Genomic DNA, 21,804 nt, shown 5'->3' with positions numbered 1-21,804 from the left:
TATGTCCGGATTTGAAGCCTCTGACAGTAAACAAGAAGTCAGCTTTGATGTTGCTGATTTATTTGCGTTTCTGTGGCAGAAGAAAATTCCGATTGTGCTCACCATTGTCGTTTTGGTGTCAACAGGGTACTACTACGTCAAAAAACTGCCTAAAATGTACATGGCGACTAGTACCTTATTGTTGGACGATAACAGCGGTAATGTGAGCTTCACGGGGCTGGCGGCTTTAGCAGGACGTTCGCCAAGTAAAATGGACACGCATATTGAGTTTATTCGTTCCAAGCAATTTGTACGCTCTGTAGTAGAGAGCCTAGATCTACATCTTGAAAAAGAATTCTTCCCACTGATTGGTGGTTCTGTGGGTTCGCCCGATATCGACCATGCGGTTGAGGTAGTAGTGGAGGATTTAACTTTAAATCACCTCAACGAAACCGACATGCTAAAAGTGAGCTTTGTATCTAAGACGCCAGAGCTAGCTGCAAGAGTTGTGAATCAAATCGGTCCAATGTTCTTTGCGTTTCAATCGGAAAAAAGCCGAGAAAGGGCCGAGATTGCATCTCGATGGCTCAATTCTCAGGTGGAAGAAATCCAAGGTACACTTACCCAGGCTGAAACTAACCTTCAAGCGTTTCTCGAAGAAAATCAGCTTGTGGATTTAAACAGTCAATTGGCCCTTGTTCAAAGTGAAATTACAACGTTAATGAGAGAGCGATTATTTAACGAAAAAATCGTTACCGACCTACGATCTATCGTCGCCCAAGCTAATCGCGATATTGATGATACCGGTAAATTATTAGGAATTCCTAAAATTGCGAACAACACTGTTATTATCGAACTTCGAAAAAGGATCCTAGAACAGCAACAACTACTTGGCGAAATATCGAAGCGCTATAAACACAAACATTATCGATTTATAACTGCGACAGAGCAATTACAAGCCTTGCAATTGGAGCTTTCAGATGCATTGCAACAGTCTTTAGTGAGTCTCAAACGCGAATATCAAGTAGTACTGCAACGCCAAAAAATGTTGACGGATAAACTGAACGAAGCACAAAGTCAGCACAGTAATCTGGGGCGCTTAGAAATTGAATTGACTAAGTTGCGACGAGAGTTGGAATCCAATCAAAAACTGTATGAAGCCTTTTTAAGTCGGTTGCAAGAAACAGAGTTGTTAAAAGATATCGAGCAGCAAGGTAATTATTCGGTGATAGATTATGCTGCGGTTCCTAAAAGGCCATTTAAGCCTAATGTTCCATTATCTTTGGTCGTAATTGGATTGCTCTCTTCTGTTTTGAGTGTAGGTTTCTGGCTTGTTATGCATTTACTGAGCGATAAACGCAGTAAGATAAGGCAAGTATTACGTGCAGCAAACCTTCCGGTATTAGCTGAACTACCAAAACCTAGTAAAAAGCATTTAAAGAGTAAAAGTGAAAATATTTTCGATGAAAGACAACAGTTTTATGCATTCTCCGAGGCAATTCGTTCTTTGAGAACAGCTTTACTAGTTAATAAATCTGAAGAGGAAAACCGTATCATTGCGGTCACTCGAATCTCAGTAAAACAAAATAAATCGGACCTTGTTATACAGTTGGCTGACTCTTTCAGTCGAATGGAAAAAACGCTTCTTATTGACGCAGATTTGCGTTCACCAACAATACCAAAAATTTTTAAATTGGATCCAAAGCGTCCTGGCCTAACCAGTTTACTCTCACGTCAAGCCAAAATTAGTGAGTGTATATTCCGTCCTAAAAATTCGCCCGTGCAAATTTTATTGGGAGGACCAATTCCAGCTGACCCACTGGTTTTCTTGTCAAAACAGAGATTCGCAGGATTCGTCGACAAACTCTCTATTTTGAATGAAAGGGTAGTCATAGATTTACCACCAATTAACGCTTTTAGTGACGCAATCGTGGTTTCCAAATTAGCGCATGCGGTAATTCTGGAATGCGATGTCGAATCAATTACGATAGAAGAATTAAAAATTGGCATCCAAAAGCTTCAGGAGGCAGGTTCCCCACTGCAAGGTGTTGTTTTAACTAATGTAAAAAGTAAACGTAAATACAAATAAGTTGTCAATTTCGTGTTAAAAATGGCAACGAAGTTGTTAAATATGCTGATACTAGACTAAAGGCTAATGGAACCGTTAGTTTTTCTGTTTACAATGCACAACTATATAATTTTAAGTGATATTTATTATGAAGTTTATAAGATTTCTTGCATTGTTGGCCTTTGTTCAATTCTCCGCACAAGCGTCGTTGATTCAGTGGGACGCATTCAACGCAGGTGATCAACTTGCGGTGAAAGATTTAGAAACTGGTACGATATGGTTGGATCTTTCTGTTACTGCGGGGACTGGATATTTTCAAGCAGGTGATTTATTTGATGAATGGGGATACGCTGACAATGGTCAGGTTGAAGACCTACTCGCAAAAGCGTTTCCAAGCTTTACAATTTCGACACCAACAAATTATCAAAACAACTGTACAATTGGCAATGAGTGCTACGAACAGTCACTTAATTGGCTTGACCTGTTCGGTTCGACAGAAAATACGTTGAACGCTCAAGTTAAATATGGTTTCGGCTTATATGAAGACGAAGATGGCTTGATTCGCATGGGGGGTAGCCGAGTGAATGGCTCCCTACAAAATGTTTTCACTTATGGTGAAGAGTTTACTGTGGATTACACCGGTTACACGACTTCTGCACCAACCTATTGGTACAGCACATTCCTGACATTTCAACCGGTACAAAGCCCAGATAACAGCATTGATGCGCAGTTGTCAGAAAGTGGACTGGCGAGCATGTTTGCCGGGCTATTAGGCTTTATGTTGATTCGCAGACGAAAGGCGTAAAACAAACCCGGTTCAGTGACAATTCACGACCGAACAATACAGCTCTATTTTAAAAGGCGTACCAAAAAAAGGTGCGCCTTTTTGCGTTAGACATCTATACTGTGCGAAATTTACTAGTGGATTAACTGTTGCACAATCTTCAAGCATTACACACGTTTGGATTAGCCCACTCAGCTAAAAGGATATTACCTTTGGGTGAGGGGATTTCAGATTTTGGTACTGAGCGTTTTTGGATTTTAGGCCAAGGCAGCAACTGTGTTTTTGTTGAAGATTTTGATGGCGTGGTGGTACAAGTGAATCACGCAGGAAAAAAAATCACTGAGCTAGACGACCACTATCTTTTGGAGGTGAATGCCGGTGAGGATTGGCATTCCCTAGTTCAATTCTGCACAGAAAAACAGTTATATGGTTTTGAGAATCTTGCCCTTATCCCCGGCTCAGTTGGGGCTGCACCTATCCAGAATATTGGCGCCTATGGAGTTGAGATTAATCGTTATATCAATTCCGTCGAATTTTTTGAAATAAGCACTGGCCAAACACACCGCTTGAGCAATGAAGAGTGTCATTTTGGTTATCGAGACAGCATTTTCAAAAAAGAGCTTTTTGGTAAGGTTGTCATTACAAGGGTGCTGTTTAGTCTACCTAAAGCTTGGCAGCCAGTTAACCATTATGGAGAGCTCGCTAAGCTTAATTCACCCAGCGCAACAGATATCTTCAATGAAGTGATTCGAATTCGACAAGAAAAACTTCCAGATCCCAGTGTCATCGGAAATGCTGGTAGCTTCTTTAAAAACCCTTTGGTTAGTAAAAAACACTATGCTGCGTTGCAATGTGAATGGGACCAATTACCAAGCTATGCCGTTGATCAGAGCAGCGTCAAATTACCAGCTGCCTGGCTAATTGACAAATTAGGTTTTAAAGGAAAAAAAGTCGGTGGGATACAATGTCACCCCAGACAAGCACTAGTGCTGACGAATGATGGGACTGGAACGGGAGAGCAATTGCTAGAGTTAGCGCGAGAAATCCAACAGCAGGTGAATGACGTATTTTCTATTAGTCTTGAAAACGAAGTCCGATTAGTCGGAAAAGAAGGGTTAATAACACTGTGAGTACATCTGCAAATCTTTCTAGAACGCTATTACTGCAGCGACTGGCCGATGGACAGTTTCATTCAGGTGAAGTCATTGGCGCTGAGTTGGGACTGAGTCGGGCTGCCGTTTCCAAACACGTCAAAGCACTGACCGAATTAGGCTTGGACATTTTTAGTGTCACTGGGAAAGGCTACAAACTAAGCAAACCCTTGTCGCTTCTGGAACATAAAGCGATCACTCGGCTATTGGAGCAGCACGATAATATTCAGCTAACTGTGTTGAACATTATCGATTCAACTAATCAGTATGTGAAGGATTTGCGTCCGCAACCTACGTCTGGGTACGTTTGTTTAGCTGAAGCACAAACTGCTGGAAGGGGACGGCAAGGTAGAACATGGGAATCGCCTTACGGTGCCAGTATATATATGTCGATGTTCTGGCGCTTTGATGGCGGTTATCAAGCAATTAGTGGGCTTAGTTTAGTGGTAGGGATTGCTATCGCAGAGGCGCTAAGCGAACTCAGTTTGGTTGATGCAAAGCTAAAGTGGCCAAACGATGTGTATGTCCAGGGGAAAAAGTTGGCTGGGATCCTTGTTGAAGTTGAGGGGCAGTTGGGTGGAGGCTGTGACTGTATCATTGGGTTAGGACTCAATGTCGATCTTCCTGAAAAACAGGTGAATATCGATCAACCTTGGACTGATATCATTAGGGCGTCAGGCAAGCAGGTCGACCGTAACATTTTAGCTGCCCATCTTATAAAATCATTGAACAACGCTTTAACGCTCTTTGAACAACGAGGCTTGGTTCCTTTTTTATCTAAGTGGCAATCGCTAGATTATTTTTATGACCAACCGATTAAATTACTGATGGGCAAAAATGAAGTGCAGGGTATTGGCAGAGGCATTGATGCAAATGGTGCATTGTTGCTTGAGTCTGACGGCGAGATTAAACATTTTCATGGCGGTGAGATAAGTGTCAGAGCGAACTAGTCCTCTTTTAGTGGATATTGGCAATACCCGAATTAAATATGCTTACGCTGAGTCAAATCCATTGAATATTTCTACTTTGAACTGCGCAAATATTGCGTCACTTATCCCTCTGCTTGATGATGTACCTGAAGTGATTGTTGCATCAGTCAAAAATGAAGGGGTTGTCGATCAGCTTAAAACGTTGTGTGATGATAGAAGCATTCCATTGCAACATGTGACAACCGAACCTCAGGCTTTTGGCATTCGCTGTGCTTATTCTGAATACAAAAATCTTGGGGTTGATCGATGGCTAGCGGTTCTTGGCGCCAGGCTGCATACATTAGGTCCTGTTGGTGTCATTGATTTGGGCACGGCTGCTACCTTTGATTTAGTGATCGATGCTCAACATGTTGGGGGCTGGATAGCTCCTGGCTTTGCTCTAATGAAGAACGCGGTGACACAAAATACGTCCAAAGTGTTTGGCGATGATCAATTACCTGAATCATTAAGCATAGGTCAAGGCACTGCGCAATGCGTGAATTTTGGCTGTCAGGCGATGCTAGAAGGTTTTGTATTGTCAGCAGTACGTCATTTAGAACAGCAATCGAAAGATTATAGAATTTTTGTTTGTGGCGGCAATGCTAACCTTGTCGAACATATGTTTAACGAGCGTATTGAACACATGCCCGACATCGTCTTGCAGGGATTAAGTCGATACTGTCAAAAGTAGCGGGTAGACAGCGCTTTGTGCCAATTCCATTAATTATTTGACGGTTTTTCATCCAGCTAAAACACCAATTTCAAATTTTAAGTACTTTTTACGCATTTTTTAGTTTCAGACTCTTGCACCCACGTGATCATTACTCTAGAATGCGCACCCACTTGATGCAGTGCCGACTTAGCTCAGTTGGTAGAGCAACTGACTTGTAATCAGTAGGTCGCCAGTTCGACTCCGGCAGTCGGCACCATCAATCCTGGAGGGGTACCCAAGCGGTCAACGGGAGCAGACTGTAAATCTGCCGGCTCAGCCTTCGCAGGTTCGAATCCTGCCCCCTCCACCATATTTACTGTGCACCTGCAGGTTAAATCAGGTGTATGGTGTGACGCTGTGAGTCACGCCACCACTTTCATTGAGGTGGATAGAGAAAAGGTTTGCGAGCATCGTATAATGGCTATTACCTCAGCCTTCCAAGCTGATGACGCGGGTTCGACTCCCGCTGCTCGCTCCAATTACGTGCTGATATAGCTCAGTTGGTAGAGCGCACCCTTGGTAAGGGTGAGGTCGGCAGTTCAAATCTGCCTATCAGCACCAGTTCTCCATCAACTCTTTGATATAGGTTTTTTTTAATATACTTTGCTAGGAAAAATTTAAGATGGCAAAAGAAAAGTTTGAACGTACGAAACCCCACGTAAACGTTGGTACTATTGGCCACGTTGACCATGGTAAAACAACGCTAACAGCGGCAATCACTACAGTTCTAGCAAAGACCTATGGTGGTTCAGCTCAAGCATTCGATCAAATCGATAACGCTCCAGAAGAGCGCGAGCGTGGTATCACAATCGCAACGTCTCACGTTGAGTATGATACACCGACTCGTCACTACGCACACGTTGACTGCCCAGGACACGCTGATTATGTTAAAAACATGATCACGGGTGCTGCACAGATGGACGGCGCAATCTTGGTTGTAGCGGCAACAGATGGTCCTATGCCACAAACACGTGAGCACATCTTGTTGGGTCGTCAGGTTGGCGTACCTTACATGATCGTATTCATGAACAAATGTGACATGGTTGATGACGAAGAGTTACTAGAATTGGTAGAAATGGAAGTACGTGAACTTCTAACAGAATACGAATTCCCAGGTGATGATTTGCCAGTAATCCAAGGTTCAGCTTTGAAAGCGCTAGAAGGCGACGAAGAGTGGGAAAAGAAAATTGTAGAGCTAGGCGAAGCGCTAGATACTTACATCCCAGAGCCAGAGCGTGCAATCGACAAGCCGTTCATCCTTCCAATTGAAGATGTATTCTCAATTTCAGGCCGTGGTACAGTAGTAACAGGTCGTGTAGAGCAAGGTATCATCAAGGTAGGTGAAGAAGTAGAAATCGTAGGTATCAAAGAGACTACGAAGACGACTTGTACTGGTGTAGAGATGTTCCGTAAGTTGCTTGACGAAGGTCGTGCAGGAGAGAACGTTGGTGTACTACTACGTGGTACTAAGCGTGACGAAGTAGAGCGTGGTCAAGTATTGGCAGCGCCTGGTTCAATCAACCCACACACACAGTTTGAAGCAGAAGTATACGTATTGTCTAAAGATGAAGGTGGCCGTCATACTCCATTCTTCAAAGGCTATCGTCCACAGTTCTACTTCCGTACAACAGACGTAACAGGTGCGGTAGAGCTTCCAGAAGGCGTAGAAATGGTAATGCCTGGTGACAACTTGAAATTCAAAGTAGAGTTGATTGCTCCGATTGCGATGGACGAAGGTCTACGTTTCGCAATCCGTGAAGGTGGAAGAACTGTTGGCGCTGGTGTTGTAGCAAAAATCATTGCATAACAACTAAGCGTTATTGAAAAAAGCTGCCTAGTGCAGCTTTTTTTATGCCTGCAGAAAAAACGTCGTCCCCGAAAATAGAACAGCGACGCCATCCCCAAAAAAGGCGACGTCGTCCCCGAGGTGCTCTTTGTCGGGGATCTACCCCAATCCTGTTTGTAGTTAAAAAATGGTGGCTTGTTAAAGAGATCCCCGCATTCGCGAGGAAGACGTATGAGTATCGCAAGGATGACGTACCAGTAGCGCGAGGATGATGTATCAGTAGCACAAGGACGACATTAGGAAAGTGCGAAGATGTGGTAAATAGAGTCCGTGCAGTCGCTTTTTGCTCGTTCGCATCGCCTTATTTAGTTTTTACCTTTCCCCACACAGAGTCGGGTTTCTCTTCAACATTTTCTGTTGGTTTATTTCTGCTTAATGTACCTCTAACCTTTTGACTATCGCTTTTTACGGGTCTCGCCTTCGACTTGTAAGTTGGCTTTGTGGGTTTTGATGTTGGATTAATAGCGTTCTTTGCGCTTTCAGGTCGGTATTTAGCGACCATTCCTTTTAGAAGATTACGGACAACTTGATCGCCACATTCCTTAAAATTGCGATGATCAGGTTTGCGAAAGAGCGCAGACAACTCGCCTTTGCTCATTCTGAAGTTAACACTTTTAAGCAAATTGATAATATCATCATCTCGATATTGCATCGCAATGCGAATTTTACGCATGATGTCATTGTTGCTAAGTCGCTCACTTCCTTTGAGAACAACGGGCTCAACCCCTTCTTGCTTTCCGCGTTTGTTAATGATTAAACCATCAAGGAAAAGACTGAGGATTTTGTCTCTACAAGGCAAAAAACCAGGTTCTTGCTCTTTTTTCATTAGTGTCGATAAGTAATCTTGCTCCATGGAGTAGTCCGCAAGGGCAAAAATATTTATTGTTGCTGTATCGTCAAGGCTCAAAGCAAATCTGAGTCGCCTAAGCACGTCATTATGGTTCATCAGTTGGACCAAATAGGTGGATAATGACGTTATTCTACCCTAAATGCGGATAAAACGCGTTATGTGCTTCTTTTCGGTGAAGAAATACAGTAACCACCCAACCAATGCTGTTGCGAGTATTGGCGCTCCCAGCGTTGCTTACCGCCAAGTACTGTTTTCCCCAACTTTGTTAATTCAAAAACATCTTGTGTCTTTCTCAAAAGGGGCGGAGTGTCTTGTATCATTTGCTCGACAATCCAGAAAAAGCTCATATCGCCATGAAATTCATTTTGCTCAAGCTGGCAATACGACCGAAATAGAGGCCCTGCGTGGTTTTCACCGCGATTAATTAATTCCAAAATCATCATTTCGGTTTGTGTACAGCCGCTGTTAGGTTGGGGTAATTCACCAAGGCTTCTTTGAATCGCCGCCTTTAGGTAGGGCAACGCTCCCGTAATCTGGCTGCATAATTCCCGCCACTGCTCCAAATTCGTCTGGCGAAACGCATACCAGGCTTGTTTTGCTACATCTAGCTGTTGTTGCGTAATTGGCCTGCGAGTAGGTAGCAAGTCGATGGCTTCTTCTGGTGTGTGGTGTCCAAGATGTTTATTAGGGTTGACCAGCGTAGATTTCTTCACAATAACGGGATGTTCCGTGAGCCAACTAAATAACTGAATAATTTGCAGCTGATCATACAAATCATGCTCAAACCAAAAAATGATTTCGTCAAAGTCATACGCTTTGTTTAACTTATTGTCCCGTTCCGCAAAATCTTCTCGCAACGCAGCTTGATTAGTGATCCCCATAGATGCCAAGAAATCAGCTCTTATCACTGAAAGTGAAGGGAGATCCTCACACATGGGTACGGGTCCAAAATGTAAAATGTCTCGCCATGGTAAATATTCACCGGCGATCCCTGCTGCACGCAATAGATCAATCGTGCTATCGCCATTGGTAATGTGTAGCCTTTTCATTTTTTCCCGCCGCCAATCCATTTATGTTCAATATAAAGGCAATTATTCATATTTGCCTCAACCTTTCGATGTAAGTCATCTATAGTAAGTTAAGTAACTGAAAACAAAGAGTTTGAAATGAATAGCAATAGCCAAACAGAATTTAGATTTTTAGCTGAACCCACAGACGTTAATTTCGGAGGAAAAGTTCATGGCGGTATGGTCATGAAATGGATTGATCAAGCATCCTATGCTTGCGCCGCGCAATGGAGCAAGCGTTATTGTGTGACGGTTTCGGCCAATGCTATTCGGTTTATTCGTCCCATATTAGTCGGACAACTGGTCAGCGTGGGTGCAAGAATTGTACATACAGGTAAAACAAGTATGCATATTTATGTAGTCGTTAAAGCCAGCGACCCCAAAGAAGATGCGGTTGTGGTGACAAATCGATGCTTTATCACATTCATGGCAGTGGATGAGGCGGGTTATCCTATCGAGGTTCCACATTTTGAACCCCAATCCGAAGAGGACACTTTGTTAGAGAAGGTCGCTATTCACGCTAAAGATTTTGCGAAAAAGCTAGACCATGACTTCGAACAAACGTTAGGATGGAAGTAGTAGATTGTTGCAAAAGGATTTCACCATTAAGGACGATACAACCCTCTTAACAAATCAGACAAACATCGAGGTTTCTCGGAATGTTTTAGCAAAGCGTGCAGCATTGCTCATGTTTGTTGCGATTGTGTTTGCAACAATAATTCGACCTTTCCTTGTTGAACAGACTGTTTTGTTGACTTATATCGGGATCGTTAATGCAATTCTGGCATTTGGCGTATTTGCTTTATTGCAATATACAACCCCACGACCTTTCTACCCACATATAGTGATTTTTGCAGGGTTATTTTTTCTGTTACCCCTGGTTTTAGTTTCAGGCGGGCCAAATAGTCAGTTTGCCGCTGTAATACCAATAGTGCCCTTACTCGTGTGTCTACTGACTTCCAAAAGAGTAACGATTGGGATCACTGTGTTTCTGATTGGCTTTGTGATTCTTACCATCGAATCTTTCAGATTCTTTCCCTCAATTGTAGAGTACGATGTTGAGTCACCCGTTACTTATGCGCGGGCATTTTGGATTGTCATGGCGTGTATGGTCAGCGCATTTTTTGGCATCGAATTCGATCGTCTCAGTCGCAAACTTGGGCTCAAACTTCAGCAGCAAGCCACATACGATAGTCTGACCCAAATAATGAATCGTGGCAGTATTGAAGAGTTTTTGGAAACCATGATAGAGCAAAAACAAGGCTCGAATGGTTGGGTGTCTGCGATGATGATAGATATTGATAATTTCAAGAGTATCAATGATCAATTTGGCCATTTATTTGGTGATGAAGCGTTAAAACGTGTTGCCTATATTTTGCAGCAAACAATCAGGCAACAACTTGATGGTATAGGTCGTTTCGGGGACGAAGAATTTCTAATTGTGTTAGGCGATGTCGATCATACGCATTCTCACCAAGTCGCTGAGAAAATACGCCAGGCAGTCGAAACGTTGAATATCGAACATGACGGTAAAAAGGTGTGTATCACAATCACCGTTGGTTATTGCTGTCTGCCCGCAAACGAAGTTAGTCATATGGAAGCGCTAATTAAGTGCGCCGATGATGCGCTTTGTATGGGGAAGAAAAATGGACGAAATACCGTTGTGGGATCTGAAGAAGGGCTGCTGTTTTCAGGTCAAATAGGATAAAACAGCCGCCCCATCACATTATCAGGTCAAAAGGCGTATTTAGCTGAAAATTGAAGACGGTTCATGTCGCCATCGGCGCCATTTTCAAGCTCTCTTTTCGCAAAGGCATACTCGGCACCAAAGGTAAGCTCCTTGCTAGGAGAGTAGAGTATATTTGCTCTGGCGCTGTAAGTTTCTTTTGTCGCGCTGGTGCCAGTGAGTGCTACATCATTGTCTGCGCTGAACATGGAATAAGTAAAATTACTCCGCCACTTTTCGCTCCACACGCGACGGTACGCGACGCTTACACCATATGAATCTATTGCTTCCAGTTCATTGTTTTCATTCAGCACAGCCCCATTGACCGCATTTAATGCCAGATATCGGCCTAAACCGCTTCCAAAGTTGGCCATCAGGCGCAGATCGTCCTGACCTAGATTGAATTTTGCTGTCAGACTGATCCCCGCACTGGTCTCTGTGCTATCAATATCCGCTCCGCCTTGTTTATTCACATAAGCCAGTTGTCTTAAAAGACCCGCAACAGCGACGTGTCCCCAATCGCCTTTAAAGGTGTACCGTGCAACAAGATCTGGAACAGAGTTGTCGTCAGTCACTATTCGTCCGCCACCACCAAATGGTGTAACCGTTGTTTCGGGGTTTTCCAAAGCAAATTCCAGGTTTCCTGATGTGTATCTCACCATCGCTTGTCGGTCAAAAATAGTGCCGTCCGTCGCACCGATAAAATCAAGGGTTTCAGGCAAGGCTTTTACGTCTTGAAAGGTCGACCAAGTTTGGCCAATTAACCAGTTTTGATATTTTATAAAGGCGTGGCGGATCCTGGGTTCAAAGGAGTTACTGATGCGTTCATTTCCGTTTGGGGTAGCATGGAAATCAAACTCCAATACTCCGGTCACTTTTTCGCCATTGTCTAGGTCTGTGTTGGTTGTAAAGCGAAAACGCGTTTGACGTATATGTGCATCAAACTGTGTATCTTCGTCATTGCCGCTCACGGGTGTAAGGCTGGGGATATAAAAATCTCGGCCAATACTTCCAGATGGTAATGTACCGTCACTGTAGCTACTGAACATAGCATCCGCCTTGATATAGCCCGAGAATGAAACCTTAGTTTTATCCAATACACTGGCCTGTGAAGATACTGAAGTAAATAGAGCCAAAGATAATGCCGCTGCGATTTTTGTTTTCATCATGATTTTCCTAATGCAGTGATTGCTGGCTTAACTTTGGATCAGGATCAATAAAATGCATATAAGCTGTTGGTCTATAAGACTGAAGTCGTATACGCTAAATTAATGAACCATTAGCAGTACGACCAAAGTCTCATTTTACTCTTTGGGAAGCGCGCTAGAGTATGGACTATTAACAATTAAGCGATAGCAATGGAAAACGACTATGACAGATTCAATTTATCCGGTACCTGATCAGGCAAAACAAGGTTCGCATATGAATGCCGAGCTGCATCAAGCAATGTATAAACAGTCTATCGATTCTCCAGATGTGTTCTGGAGGGAACAATCCAAAATATTGGATTGGGTGAAAGAACCAAGCATTATCAAAAACACCTCATTTGCCAAAGAGAATGTCAGCATTAAATGGTTTGAGGATGGTCAGTTAAACGTCAGTTTCAACTGTATCGATAGGCATCTGGCTACCCAAGCCGATCAAACCGCCTTGTTGTGGGAAGGTGATACGCCGGACAAGGATAAAAAAGTTAGCTATCAGGAACTGCATGATCAGGTGTGTAAGCTGGCCAATGGACTGAAGAAACTTGGTTTAAACAAAGGCGATAGAGTGGCGATCTATATGCCAATGGTCACCGAAGCGGCTGTCGCGATGTTGGCCTGTACCCGAATTGGAGCAGTACACTCAATCATCTTTGGTGGTTTCTCGCCCAATGCTATCGCTGACAGGATCCACGATTCTGATGCAAAACTGGTGATCACTGCCGATGAGGGGCGTCGAGGTGGAAATTGCGTGCCTCTGAAAATAAACGTGGATGAAGCGCTCAAAGACAATCGCTGTCCGACAATTGAAAATGTACTGGTTTTTCAAAATACCGGGAACGATGTAGCATTTGGTGGCAAGGATGTCTGGTGGCACGAATTAGTCACTGATTGTGAACCCGAGTGCGAGCCAGAAGTCATGAATGCCGAAGACCCACTGTTCATTTTGTACACCTCTGGCTCAACGGGAACACCAAAAGGTGTAGTGCATACCACGGGTGGTTATCTAGTATATGCTGCAATCACTCACAAATTGATTTTTGATTATCGTCCCGGCGAAATTTACTGGTGCGCCGCAGATGTAGGATGGATCACCGGCCATACATATATGGTTTATGGTCCATTGGCGAATGGTGCTACAACGTTGCTGTTTGAAGGTATCCCTACCTATCCAGACATGCGTCGAATCTGTCAGGTTGTCGATAAACACAAGGTCAATATTTTATATACTGCACCAACCGCGATCCGAGCACTCATGGCTCATGGAGACTTTGCTGCACAAGGCACCACCTGCGACTCTTTGCGTTTACTCGGGTCTGTGGGGGAACCAATTAACCCTGAAGCGTGGCATTGGTACTATGAAACCATTGGCCGAGGTCGATGCCCTATTGTTGATACATGGTGGCAAACCGAAACCGGTGGAATTTTGATATCACCCTTACCAAGTGTTGTCGATCTCAAACCTGGCTCAGCAACCATACCGTTTTTTGGTGTGCAGCCAGCTCTGGTAGATGGAGAGGGAAATGAACTTGAAGGTGCCGCAGAAGGAAATTTAATTATTAGAGACAGCTGGCCAGGACAAGCCCGCACGGTTTATGGCGACCATGAACGCTTTATTCAAACTTATTTCAGTACCTACGATAATGTGTATTTTACCGGAGATGGATGCAAACGTGATGAAGACGGTTACTACTGGATCACAGGGCGTGTTGACGATGTGCTCAATGTATCAGGGCATCGTTTAGGTACAGCAGAAATTGAAAGCGCCTTAGTGTCCCATGAATCCATTGCAGAAGCCGCTGTCGTTGGATACCCACACGATATCAAAGGTCAGGGAATTTACGTTTATGTAACGCCAGTAGAAGGCACAGATGTGAATGACGATTTGACCGCCGAAGTGAAAAAGTGGGTCCGCAAAGAGCTAAGCCCGATTGCAACACCCGATCTGATCCATTGGACTCCTGGATTGCCGAAAACCCGCTCAGGTAAGATCATGCGTAGGATTTTACGTAAAATCGCAGCCAATGAATATGATCAACTGGGAGACACGTCAACCCTTGCAGACCCGTCTGTGGTGGAGAGTTTGATCGAAAACCGTCTGCACCGTTGAGTACTCTGCATGGAGCGCTCGAGCGGCGCTCCACTCACCCGTTGTGAGAGACAATTTTGAGCAGGGCAAGAAATTATTGATTTGTTTTGTAACGACTGCTTGAATTAACAGACCCAAATAACAAAATGAAAATGCTATGTATACACTGCTAGTTGCTGATGACCATCCACTCTATCGAGACGCGTTGCGCAGCGCCTTAAGCCAATCAATGAGTGAATTAACATTGCTTGAAGCCAGTGATTTGAACGATACACTGGAAAAAGCACAACACAATGATGTGGATTTACTTTTGTTAGATTTGCACATGCCAGGTAGCAGTGATTTGTTTGGCTTAATTCATATCAGAAAACTCTATCCCGAGTTACCGGTGGCAGTGGTCTCAGGTCTGGAAGACAAAAATATTGTATCCAAAGTCATGAATACGGGGGCGATGGGGTTTATTCCAAAAACCACTAGCTCGCAAAACATTGCATTGGCAGTAAAAACCATATTAAACGGTGAAACCTGGGTGCCTGAATCTTTGGCAAATGATCTTGATGACACCGACGATGAATTTTCTGCATTGGCGGAGAAAGTCGCCAGTTTGACCCCTGCACAGTATAAAGTGTTGTGTTTTATGCGCGATGGTTTGCTCAACAAGCAAATAGGGTTTGAACTAGATATCGCCGAAGCGACGGTGAAAGCTCATGTTACGGCCCTATTTCGTAAGCTCGGCATTAACAACCGGACCCAAGCGGTATTGATCTCCTCCCAATTGCAACTCGAGCCTCCAGCTCCGCAGTTGTGTCACAAATAGTCAACGTGACAAGTCAGGCTAACAAAAAACAACCACCACAGCGTTGACTCTGGTAGTCTAAGAAAATCGATAATTTAACGTGATCAAGACCTGAGTTGTGAATCAGCTTTCATCAAACAGAGTTTTTACCGTCGATTTTATGCGTTTTTTGGCCATCGTATTAATGGTCATATTCCATTTTATCTATGATTTGAGATTTTTTGGCTATGTCGAATGGGATACACCAGACGGAGAGGGGTGGCGACAGTTTAGACAGGTTATTCTCACCTTGTTTTTCTTATGCGTTGGCTTTTCGTTAGCCGCGGTGCATGGGAGAGGCTTCCAGGCAAAATCGTTTTTCAAGCGGTTGAGTTTAGTCATACTTGGGTCAATTGCAGTCACCATTTCGTCGTTGATCATGGCACCGCAAAACTGGATTTTTTTTGGGGTACTGCAGTTTATCGCTGTGGCAAGTATGTTAACTGTAGGCTTTGCTCGCTACCCTAGGATTTCGTTTACGTTAGGTATTGCTATTTTCGTAGTATTTAATTTAGGCTGGGTAACCAGCATGTGGCCCTTTCAGCCGATTGCACACTTATTGCCAGCTTATACCAACGACTATGTCGGACTCTTTCCCTGGACAGGCATGGTTTTGATTGGAATTTGGTTAGCCTATCAACCCTGGTTTATTCGTGATCCGTTAGCCAAGTTGGGAAACCGGCCCGCGGTGATGTTTGCCAGCAAACATAGTTTGATCATTTATCTTGTTCATCAACCCATCATGTTTGCGGTTTTTGGGCTGATTCAATGGCTCGGTTAAGCCTTTTTAGCGCTGGGCCGTTAGCTGTTGCCTGAGGCTGTTTAACATCGCCCTGAGTTTAGCGGGCTTAACTGGTTTACTTAGGTGACGGATATTCTGTGCTTTACACTGTTCAATCACCTCGTCTTCCTGATTTGCTGTAACCAGCGCCGCGGGAAACGTACGTTTCCCTTCTTTTCTTAGTTGTTCGATCAATTCAATTCCATTTATTCCTCTACCCAAATGATAGTCAACTAGCAATATATCTATCGCCTGTTGCTGAATACAAAGCATTGCCTTTTGAGCAGTGTCAGCCAGATGTGTAGTCACATGCCATTTGCTCAATAAGGTGTTCATGGCATCTAAATTCTCTGTTTTATCGTCAATACATAAAATGTTTAGGCCCTCTAAGCCTTGAAGGTTAGGTTTGGGTGGATCTGTTTTGCATACGGTGAACTCACCTAGTGGCACGGCAATGGAAAAACAGCTACCCCTGCCTAAGGTTGATTTGAGATCTACCGTTGCTGAAATATTTGCTGCCATTCTGCTAACGACGCCCAGTCCGAGTCCAACACCATGTTGACTGCTGCCATCCACACGATAAAAATCTGCAAATATCTTGTTTTGTTCAGATTCAGCGATCCCAGGCCCAGTATCAAAAACCTGAATTAAGACTTTCCCGTGTTGACGTCGCACAGCAAGAAAGATTTTGCCTTTTTGTGTGTATTTCACTGCATTTGAAAGCATGTTCTGCACAATTCGATACAAATGTGTTTTGTCGGTTTTGACCCAAAGGTCGCGAACGTGGCATCTTAACACCAAGCCTTTGCGTTGCGCTTTCATACTAAATTCATCGATTAGCGGTGCGAGTAGTTTGTTGATGGAATTGTCTTCAATGTTGAGTTTCACCTCAGATTGATCCAACCGAGCAATATCTAACAAGGTGGCAATCAGTGCTTCTGTGGAACTAACACTATCGCTGAGTTTGCTGATGATAGTCTGTGCCTCGGTGTTTATTTCAAGCTCATTTAACGCTGAAACATAAAGCTTTGCAGCATTGAGGGGCTGCAACACATCATGGCTGGCTAACGCCAGGAATCTGGTTTTACTGGCGTTGGCAGATTCCGCATCCTTTCGGGCCTGCACAAGCGCCGTTTCCAGCTCTGCCCTGCGATGTATTTCACTGTGCAGTTCTGCATTAATCGCTTTGACTTCTTCTGAGCGCTTTTCGATCCTCCGCTCTAAATTAATATTCGATTCTTCCAGGGCTTTTTGGATCTCGATGTGAGAGGTGATGTCATTGAAGCTGGTCACAAAACCGCCACCTGGTAGAGGGTTTCCGACCATTTCAATCATGCGTCCATCACTTCGCTGACGGATAAATCGATGAGGATTCCCGGCCTTTAAATGATCAATGCGCTTTTGCACAAGTGTGTCGATATCTCCAACCCCGCATTCGCCGCGCTGGGCATTGTATCTAACCAATTTCTCAATTGGCGTGCCGACATCAACCATATCTTCAGGATAATCAAATAATTCAAGATAGCGTTTATTCCACGCAACTAAATTGAGCTCTTTGTCTACCACGCTGATACCCTGTTCCAGGCTTTCAATCGAGGTAAACAATGCAGAAGCGTTAAACTTTATCGCTTGAGTGGTATCATCAAAAAAGTTGACGACTTCTTCAAAGTCGAGCTTTTTGCCACTCATGGCACTATCAATTAATGCTTTTGCACTGGATGCTCCGAGTACGCCGCTTAAAGCTCGCTCGCAATAACGCAGAAATTCCGTGTCGGGGTAATCGTGGGGGTGAAGGGAAATTGAGTTTCGCTGGGAAAAGTCTTGAGCCAGTATTTTAACTCGCTCATCACCTAAGAACGTCGATAGCAGCGTTAATAAATCTTCGACGGTTCCCAAAGAGCGAAGGCGTTTTTGTTCACCACCTTGCACTTCTCTAGGCGACACAAAGGCTTGCGACTGCACCCGATCAATTAACTTGGGTTGAGAAAAAATAGAAAATGCAATATAACCTAAGACATTTGCGGTCAGACTAAGCATCGCACCAGCGCTGATTGTGTCTGATTGCAAAGTCAGAGTTTGTTCACCACCTAAAACCGGCAACATTAACCACAATATCCAGGTTACAATACCTGCCATTAAACCAGCATAGACACCATGGGCATGACCACGTTTCCAATATAAGCCGCCGACAATTGCAGGGAGTAATTGCACCACCAAGGAGAACGCAATTAATCCGATGGATGCAAGTGAGCGACTCCCGGTCATCTGTTGATTGTAGCCCCAGGCAAACAATAGTAAGAATCCGATGACCACTCGCCGAACAAGCAAAATGGTTTTACCGTAATTAAATCCTGGCTGGTTGATGTGTTTACGAGCCAGCAATTTTGGCAAGATAACATCGTTGGTCACCATGGTACTCAGGGTCAAAGTGGCGATGACAATCATCGCGGTTGCCGCAGATAACCCCCCCACGAATACCAACATCTTGACGATGATTGAATCAGATAATACAGCCAGACCAAGAACATAAGTATCAGGATCTTGTTGACCCAACAGGGTTTGTCCTGCCGCAGCAATGATTGGGATCACCGAAGCTGTAGCCAAAAGATAAAGGGGAAACATCCAACGGGATGTTTTTAAATGTTCAAGGCTTAAATTGTCGACAACTGCAACATGAAACTGGCGTGGCAAGCAGATAATCGCGGCTCCAGCCATTATAGTTTGTGCAATGAAATCAAAGGATTGAAAGTTTCCTACTGATTCAAACGCCTTTAATGACTGGTTGAACTGTGTACTGTTGTCAGCATACGCCCAAAAATAGGCAATGGCGGCAATTGCGACCAGAGCAATAAGCTTCACCGTTGATTCAAATGCAATCGCCAACATGAGACCTCGGCGATATTCGGTGACATCGGTTCGTTGCGTGCCAAAATAAATCGAAAATATCGCAATGAAAATCGTTGCGATGACAACAATTAACTCACTATTTTGTTGCCCGGAAACAATCTGAAACGCTGATCCAATGGCTTTTAGTTGCAAGGCGACATAGGGAATTGTGGCGAGTAGCGCAATAATGGTGACTAACAAGGCGACGGTTTGGCGTTTGCCATATCTTGATGAGATAAAATCAGCAATGGTCGTGATATTTTGTTTTTTACTGACCAGTACCAATTTGTAAATAAACCGGTAGCCAAAAACATAAACTAAGGCAGGCCCAAGCAAAATCGGTAAGTAGCGCCAGTCGTTTCGAGAAGCTTCCCCCACTGCACCAAAAAATGTCCAGGCAGTGCAATAGATGGCTAGCGCTAAGGAGTATATCCCGGGGTGAGAGGTGATAGAACGAGCCAAGGGCGTATCTTTGTCTCCCCATCGGGCCAGCCAAAATAGCCCAAAAAGATACACTAACGCCAACAGCACCCAACCAAATGTCATTTTGCTTCTCGCCTACAATCATTTGCTTTTTAACAACTTAACGTAAATCTAGCACATCAGCGAGGATAAAAATCCAGGTCTACGACCATGGTCTCATTTCGCAAACTTTTTAACAGGACTAGAGTAATACCAATCTTTATAGATAAGAGCCATTAGCTTTGGCCCGCAGGACGCATTCTGAGAGAACTCTTATCTATGTGGGTTGGTATCCATACCAACGCTTTGGTAAATGCCGATGATTTGTCAATAAACCAAAGCCTATGTACTGATTACAAGCGTGAGGAAAACAACATGGCGTTTAAAACAGAAGAAGATAAAAAAGCCTACTGGCAAGACAACCTCTCACTGATGTTAAAACTCTTGGTGGTTTGGTTTGCAGTGTCATTTGGATGTGGGATCTTACTGGTGGATGTACTCAATGAAGTGAAGTTTTTTGGCTTCAAATTGGGATTCTGGTTTGCGCAGCAAGGGGCAATTTACGTATTTGTCGCGTTGATATTTGTCTACGTTCGTCAAATGAATGTTTTGGATAAACGCTACGGCGTTGACGAAGAGTAGGAGCAGGACGATGGACGTACAAATCTTAACTTTTATCATAGTAGGCGCTTCATTCCTGCTTTACATTGCGATCGCGATTTGGGCAAGAGCGGGGTCCACCAACGAATTTTATGTCGCGGGAGGCGGAGTCCACCCCATCGCCAATGGTATGGCCACCGCAGCAGATTGGATGTCAGCAGCGTCGTTTATTTCGATGGCCGGTTTGATCTCCTTCATGGGGTACGACGGGGCAGTATATTTGCTTGGCTGGACCGGTGGCTATGTGCTTTTAGCATTGTGCTTGGCTCCCTACCTGCGTAAATTTGGTAAGTTTACGGTGCCAGATTTCATTGGTGATCGTTATTATTCACAGACCGCCAGAACCGTTGCCGTTATCTGTGCAATCTTTGTCTGTTTTACCTACGTTGCAGGGCAAATGCGCGGTGTTGGCGTTGTCTTCAGCCGGTTCCTTGAGGTAGATATCGTCACTGGTGTTGTTATCGGTATGGCGATTGTATTTTTCTATACCGTTCTTGGTGGAATGAAAGGCATCACCTATACGCAAGTCGCCCAATACTGCGTGTTGATATGCGCTTATTTGGTACCTGCCATCTTTATTTCAATTTTGGTTACCGGGCATGTGTTACCGCAGACAGGTTTTGGTGCCACCTTGGCTGATGGGTCGGGGGTGTATTTGCTGGACAAACTCGACGGGTTGTCGCTGGAGCTCGGCTTCAACGAATATACTTCCGGGACTAAAAGTATGATTGATGTCTTTTGTATCACCGCGGCATTGATGGTCGGAACAGCCGGATTGCCGCACGTGATTGTGCGCTTCTTCACCGTACCTAAAGTCCGTGATGCACGCTACAGTGCTGGATGGGCATTAGTGTTCATCGCTATTTTGTATACCACAGCACCTTCATTGGCGTCTTTTGCTCGGGTTAATATGATTGAAACCATCAATGGTCCGGAGCAAACCGGTACAAATTATTCTGAAGCACCTACGTGGATCACCAACTGGGAAAAAACCGGTTTGATTACCTGGGATGACAAAAACGGTGACGGCAAAATGTTCTACGCAGGTGATGAGCGCAACGAAATGAAAGTGGATCGCGACATTATGGTGTTGGCGAATCCTGAAATCGCTAACTTGCCTGCTTGGGTTATTGCCTTGGTCGCTGCTGGTGGTGTGGCTGCAGCGTTGTCAACGTCTGCGGGCTTGCTGTTGGTGATCTCCACTTCGGTGTCTCACGACTTGTTAAAACGCAACTTGATGCCTGACATTACCGACCGCAAGGAGCTGTTCTTTGCACGTTTGGCCGCTGGGGTCGCAATTTGTATTGCCGGATACTTCGGCATTAACCCGCCAGGCTTTGTCGCGCAGGTGGTCGCCTTCGCGTTCGGATTGGCTGCCTCGTCGTTTTTCCCTGCCATCATTATGGGGATCTTTGTCAGACGTATGAATGATAAAGGCGCGATTTCGGGCATGCTCGCTGGCATAACCTTCACTGCCGCTTACATTATTTATTTTAAATTTGTAAACCCTGCTGCGAATATTCCAGAGAATTGGTTCTTGAATATTTCACCAGAAGGTATCGGCACTATAGGTATGCTGGTTAACTTTGGTGTGGCCTTCGCCGTGATGAAAGCCACGGGCGAATCACCGCAAGAAATTCAGCAGTTGGTGGAAGATATCCGCTATCCTAAAGGAGCGGGTGAAGCCCAGGCTCACTGATCACAGGGTGAATTAGCAAAAAGCCCGGATACAATACCG

17 protein-coding genes and 4 tRNA genes are annotated in these 21,804 nt (G+C 44.3%); 17 read left to right on the top strand and 4 right to left on the bottom strand.

All coding sequences use genetic code 11. From position 1 onward, the window contains the following. The first annotated feature begins 1 nt into the window (after position 1). From FM019_RS09615 to tuf, 10 genes are all read left to right on the top strand, one after another. Positions 2-2,068: a GumC family protein gene (locus FM019_RS09615; RefSeq protein WP_143835687.1), complete on the top strand. Its 2,067-nt coding sequence runs from the start codon at positions 2-4 to the stop codon at positions 2,066-2,068. 127 nt (positions 2,069-2,195) lie between these two features. Continuing rightward, the gene (locus FM019_RS09610) at positions 2,196-2,852 is read left to right on the top strand and encodes a hypothetical protein (RefSeq protein ID WP_143835686.1); all 657 of its coding nucleotides are present in this window, start codon (positions 2,196-2,198) and stop codon (positions 2,850-2,852) included. A 128-nt stretch (positions 2,853-2,980) separates the two neighbouring features. Continuing rightward, positions 2,981-3,961 carry a UDP-N-acetylmuramate dehydrogenase gene (murB, locus tag FM019_RS09605; protein WP_143835685.1) on the top strand — a complete coding sequence of 327 codons (981 nt, stop codon included), beginning with the start codon at positions 2,981-2,983 and terminating at the stop codon, positions 3,959-3,961. Next, positions 3,958-4,932: a bifunctional biotin--[acetyl-CoA-carboxylase] ligase/biotin operon repressor BirA gene (birA, locus tag FM019_RS09600; protein WP_143835684.1), complete on the top strand. Its 975-nt coding sequence runs from the start codon at positions 3,958-3,960 to the stop codon at positions 4,930-4,932. Before murB ends, birA begins: the two co-directional genes overlap by 4 nt. Beyond that, entirely contained in the window at positions 4,916-5,641 is a 726-nt protein-coding gene (locus FM019_RS09595; protein WP_143835683.1) for a type III pantothenate kinase, read from the top strand. Before birA ends, FM019_RS09595 begins: the two co-directional genes overlap by 17 nt. Positions 5,642-5,803: 162 nt before the next feature. Beyond that, a tRNA-Thr gene (locus FM019_RS09590) sits at positions 5,804-5,879 on the top strand. A gap of 8 nt (positions 5,880-5,887) precedes the next feature. After that, positions 5,888-5,972: transfer RNA gene (locus FM019_RS09585), tRNA-Tyr, on the top strand. Positions 5,973-6,065: 93 nt separating this feature from the next. Beyond that, a tRNA-Gly gene (locus FM019_RS09580) sits at positions 6,066-6,140 on the top strand. A gap of 7 nt (positions 6,141-6,147) precedes the next feature. Next, positions 6,148-6,223, top strand: a tRNA-Thr gene (locus FM019_RS09575). Positions 6,224-6,284: 61 nt separating this feature from the next. Continuing rightward, positions 6,285-7,469 carry an elongation factor Tu gene (tuf, locus tag FM019_RS09570; protein WP_143835682.1) on the top strand — a complete coding sequence of 395 codons (1,185 nt, stop codon included), beginning with the start codon at positions 6,285-6,287 and terminating at the stop codon, positions 7,467-7,469. A gap of 340 nt (positions 7,470-7,809) precedes the next feature. On the opposite strand, the gene FM019_RS09565 is transcribed toward tuf, so the two are convergent. Beyond that, positions 7,810-8,454: a DUF1456 family protein gene (locus tag FM019_RS09565; RefSeq protein ID WP_143835681.1), complete on the bottom strand. Its 645-nt coding sequence runs from the start codon at positions 8,452-8,454 to the stop codon at positions 7,810-7,812. Positions 8,455-8,513: 59 nt separating this feature from the next. Next, on the bottom strand, positions 8,514-9,407 hold the full coding sequence (locus FM019_RS09560) for a DUF1835 domain-containing protein (RefSeq protein WP_185969241.1): 894 nt from the start codon (positions 9,405-9,407) through the stop codon (positions 8,514-8,516). A 117-nt stretch (positions 9,408-9,524) separates the two neighbouring features. On the opposite strand from FM019_RS09560, the gene FM019_RS09555 reads away from it, so the two are divergent. After that, entirely contained in the window at positions 9,525-10,004 is a 480-nt protein-coding gene (locus tag FM019_RS09555; protein WP_143835679.1) for an acyl-CoA thioesterase, read from the top strand. 4 nt (positions 10,005-10,008) lie between these two features. Continuing rightward, on the top strand, positions 10,009-11,133 hold the full coding sequence (locus FM019_RS09550; protein ID WP_143835678.1) for a GGDEF domain-containing protein: 1,125 nt from the start codon (positions 10,009-10,011) through the stop codon (positions 11,131-11,133). 26 nt (positions 11,134-11,159) lie between these two features. Here the strand turns inward: FM019_RS09550 and FM019_RS09545 are convergent, their stop codons facing one another. Next, complete coding sequence (locus FM019_RS09545; RefSeq protein WP_185969250.1) at positions 11,160-12,317, bottom strand: DcaP family trimeric outer membrane transporter; 1,158 nt, start codon at positions 12,315-12,317, stop codon at positions 11,160-11,162. A gap of 205 nt (positions 12,318-12,522) precedes the next feature. Here FM019_RS09545 and acs point away from each other — a divergent pair, with 205 nt between their 5' ends. From acs to FM019_RS09530, 3 genes are all read left to right on the top strand, one after another. Further along, a complete protein-coding gene (gene acs / locus FM019_RS09540) occupies positions 12,523-14,463 on the top strand; it encodes an acetate--CoA ligase (RefSeq protein WP_143835677.1) in 1,941 nt (646 codons plus the stop codon). Between the two features lie 136 nt (positions 14,464-14,599). Then, positions 14,600-15,259: a response regulator transcription factor gene (locus FM019_RS09535; RefSeq protein ID WP_143835676.1), complete on the top strand. Its 660-nt coding sequence runs from the start codon at positions 14,600-14,602 to the stop codon at positions 15,257-15,259. Positions 15,260-15,356: 97 nt separating this feature from the next. Continuing rightward, positions 15,357-16,058, top strand: coding sequence for a heparan-alpha-glucosaminide N-acetyltransferase (locus FM019_RS09530; RefSeq protein WP_260681588.1), 702 nt, complete (start codon positions 15,357-15,359; stop codon positions 16,056-16,058). Positions 16,059-16,064: 6 nt separating this feature from the next. Here the strand turns inward: FM019_RS09530 and FM019_RS09525 are convergent, their stop codons facing one another. After that, the gene (locus FM019_RS09525; protein ID WP_143835675.1) at positions 16,065-19,490 is read right to left on the bottom strand and encodes a PAS-domain containing protein; all 3,426 of its coding nucleotides are present in this window, start codon (positions 19,488-19,490) and stop codon (positions 16,065-16,067) included. Positions 19,491-19,781: 291 nt separating this feature from the next. Here FM019_RS09525 and FM019_RS09520 point away from each other — a divergent pair, with 291 nt between their 5' ends. Together FM019_RS09520 and FM019_RS09515 are read left to right on the top strand one after the other, a co-directional pair. After that, positions 19,782-20,048: a DUF4212 domain-containing protein gene (locus tag FM019_RS09520; protein WP_143835674.1), complete on the top strand. Its 267-nt coding sequence runs from the start codon at positions 19,782-19,784 to the stop codon at positions 20,046-20,048. 10 nt (positions 20,049-20,058) lie between these two features. Continuing rightward, positions 20,059-21,765 carry a sodium:solute symporter family protein gene (locus tag FM019_RS09515; RefSeq protein ID WP_143835673.1) on the top strand — a complete coding sequence of 569 codons (1,707 nt, stop codon included), beginning with the start codon at positions 20,059-20,061 and terminating at the stop codon, positions 21,763-21,765. Positions 21,766-21,804: the final 39 nt, after the last annotated feature.

Source organism: Aliiglaciecola sp. M165 (genome assembly GCF_007197995.1).
In the GTDB taxonomy this organism is placed as follows: Bacteria; Pseudomonadota; Gammaproteobacteria; order Enterobacterales; family Alteromonadaceae; genus Aliiglaciecola.
This window is presented reverse-complemented; position numbering and strand designations above follow the sequence as displayed.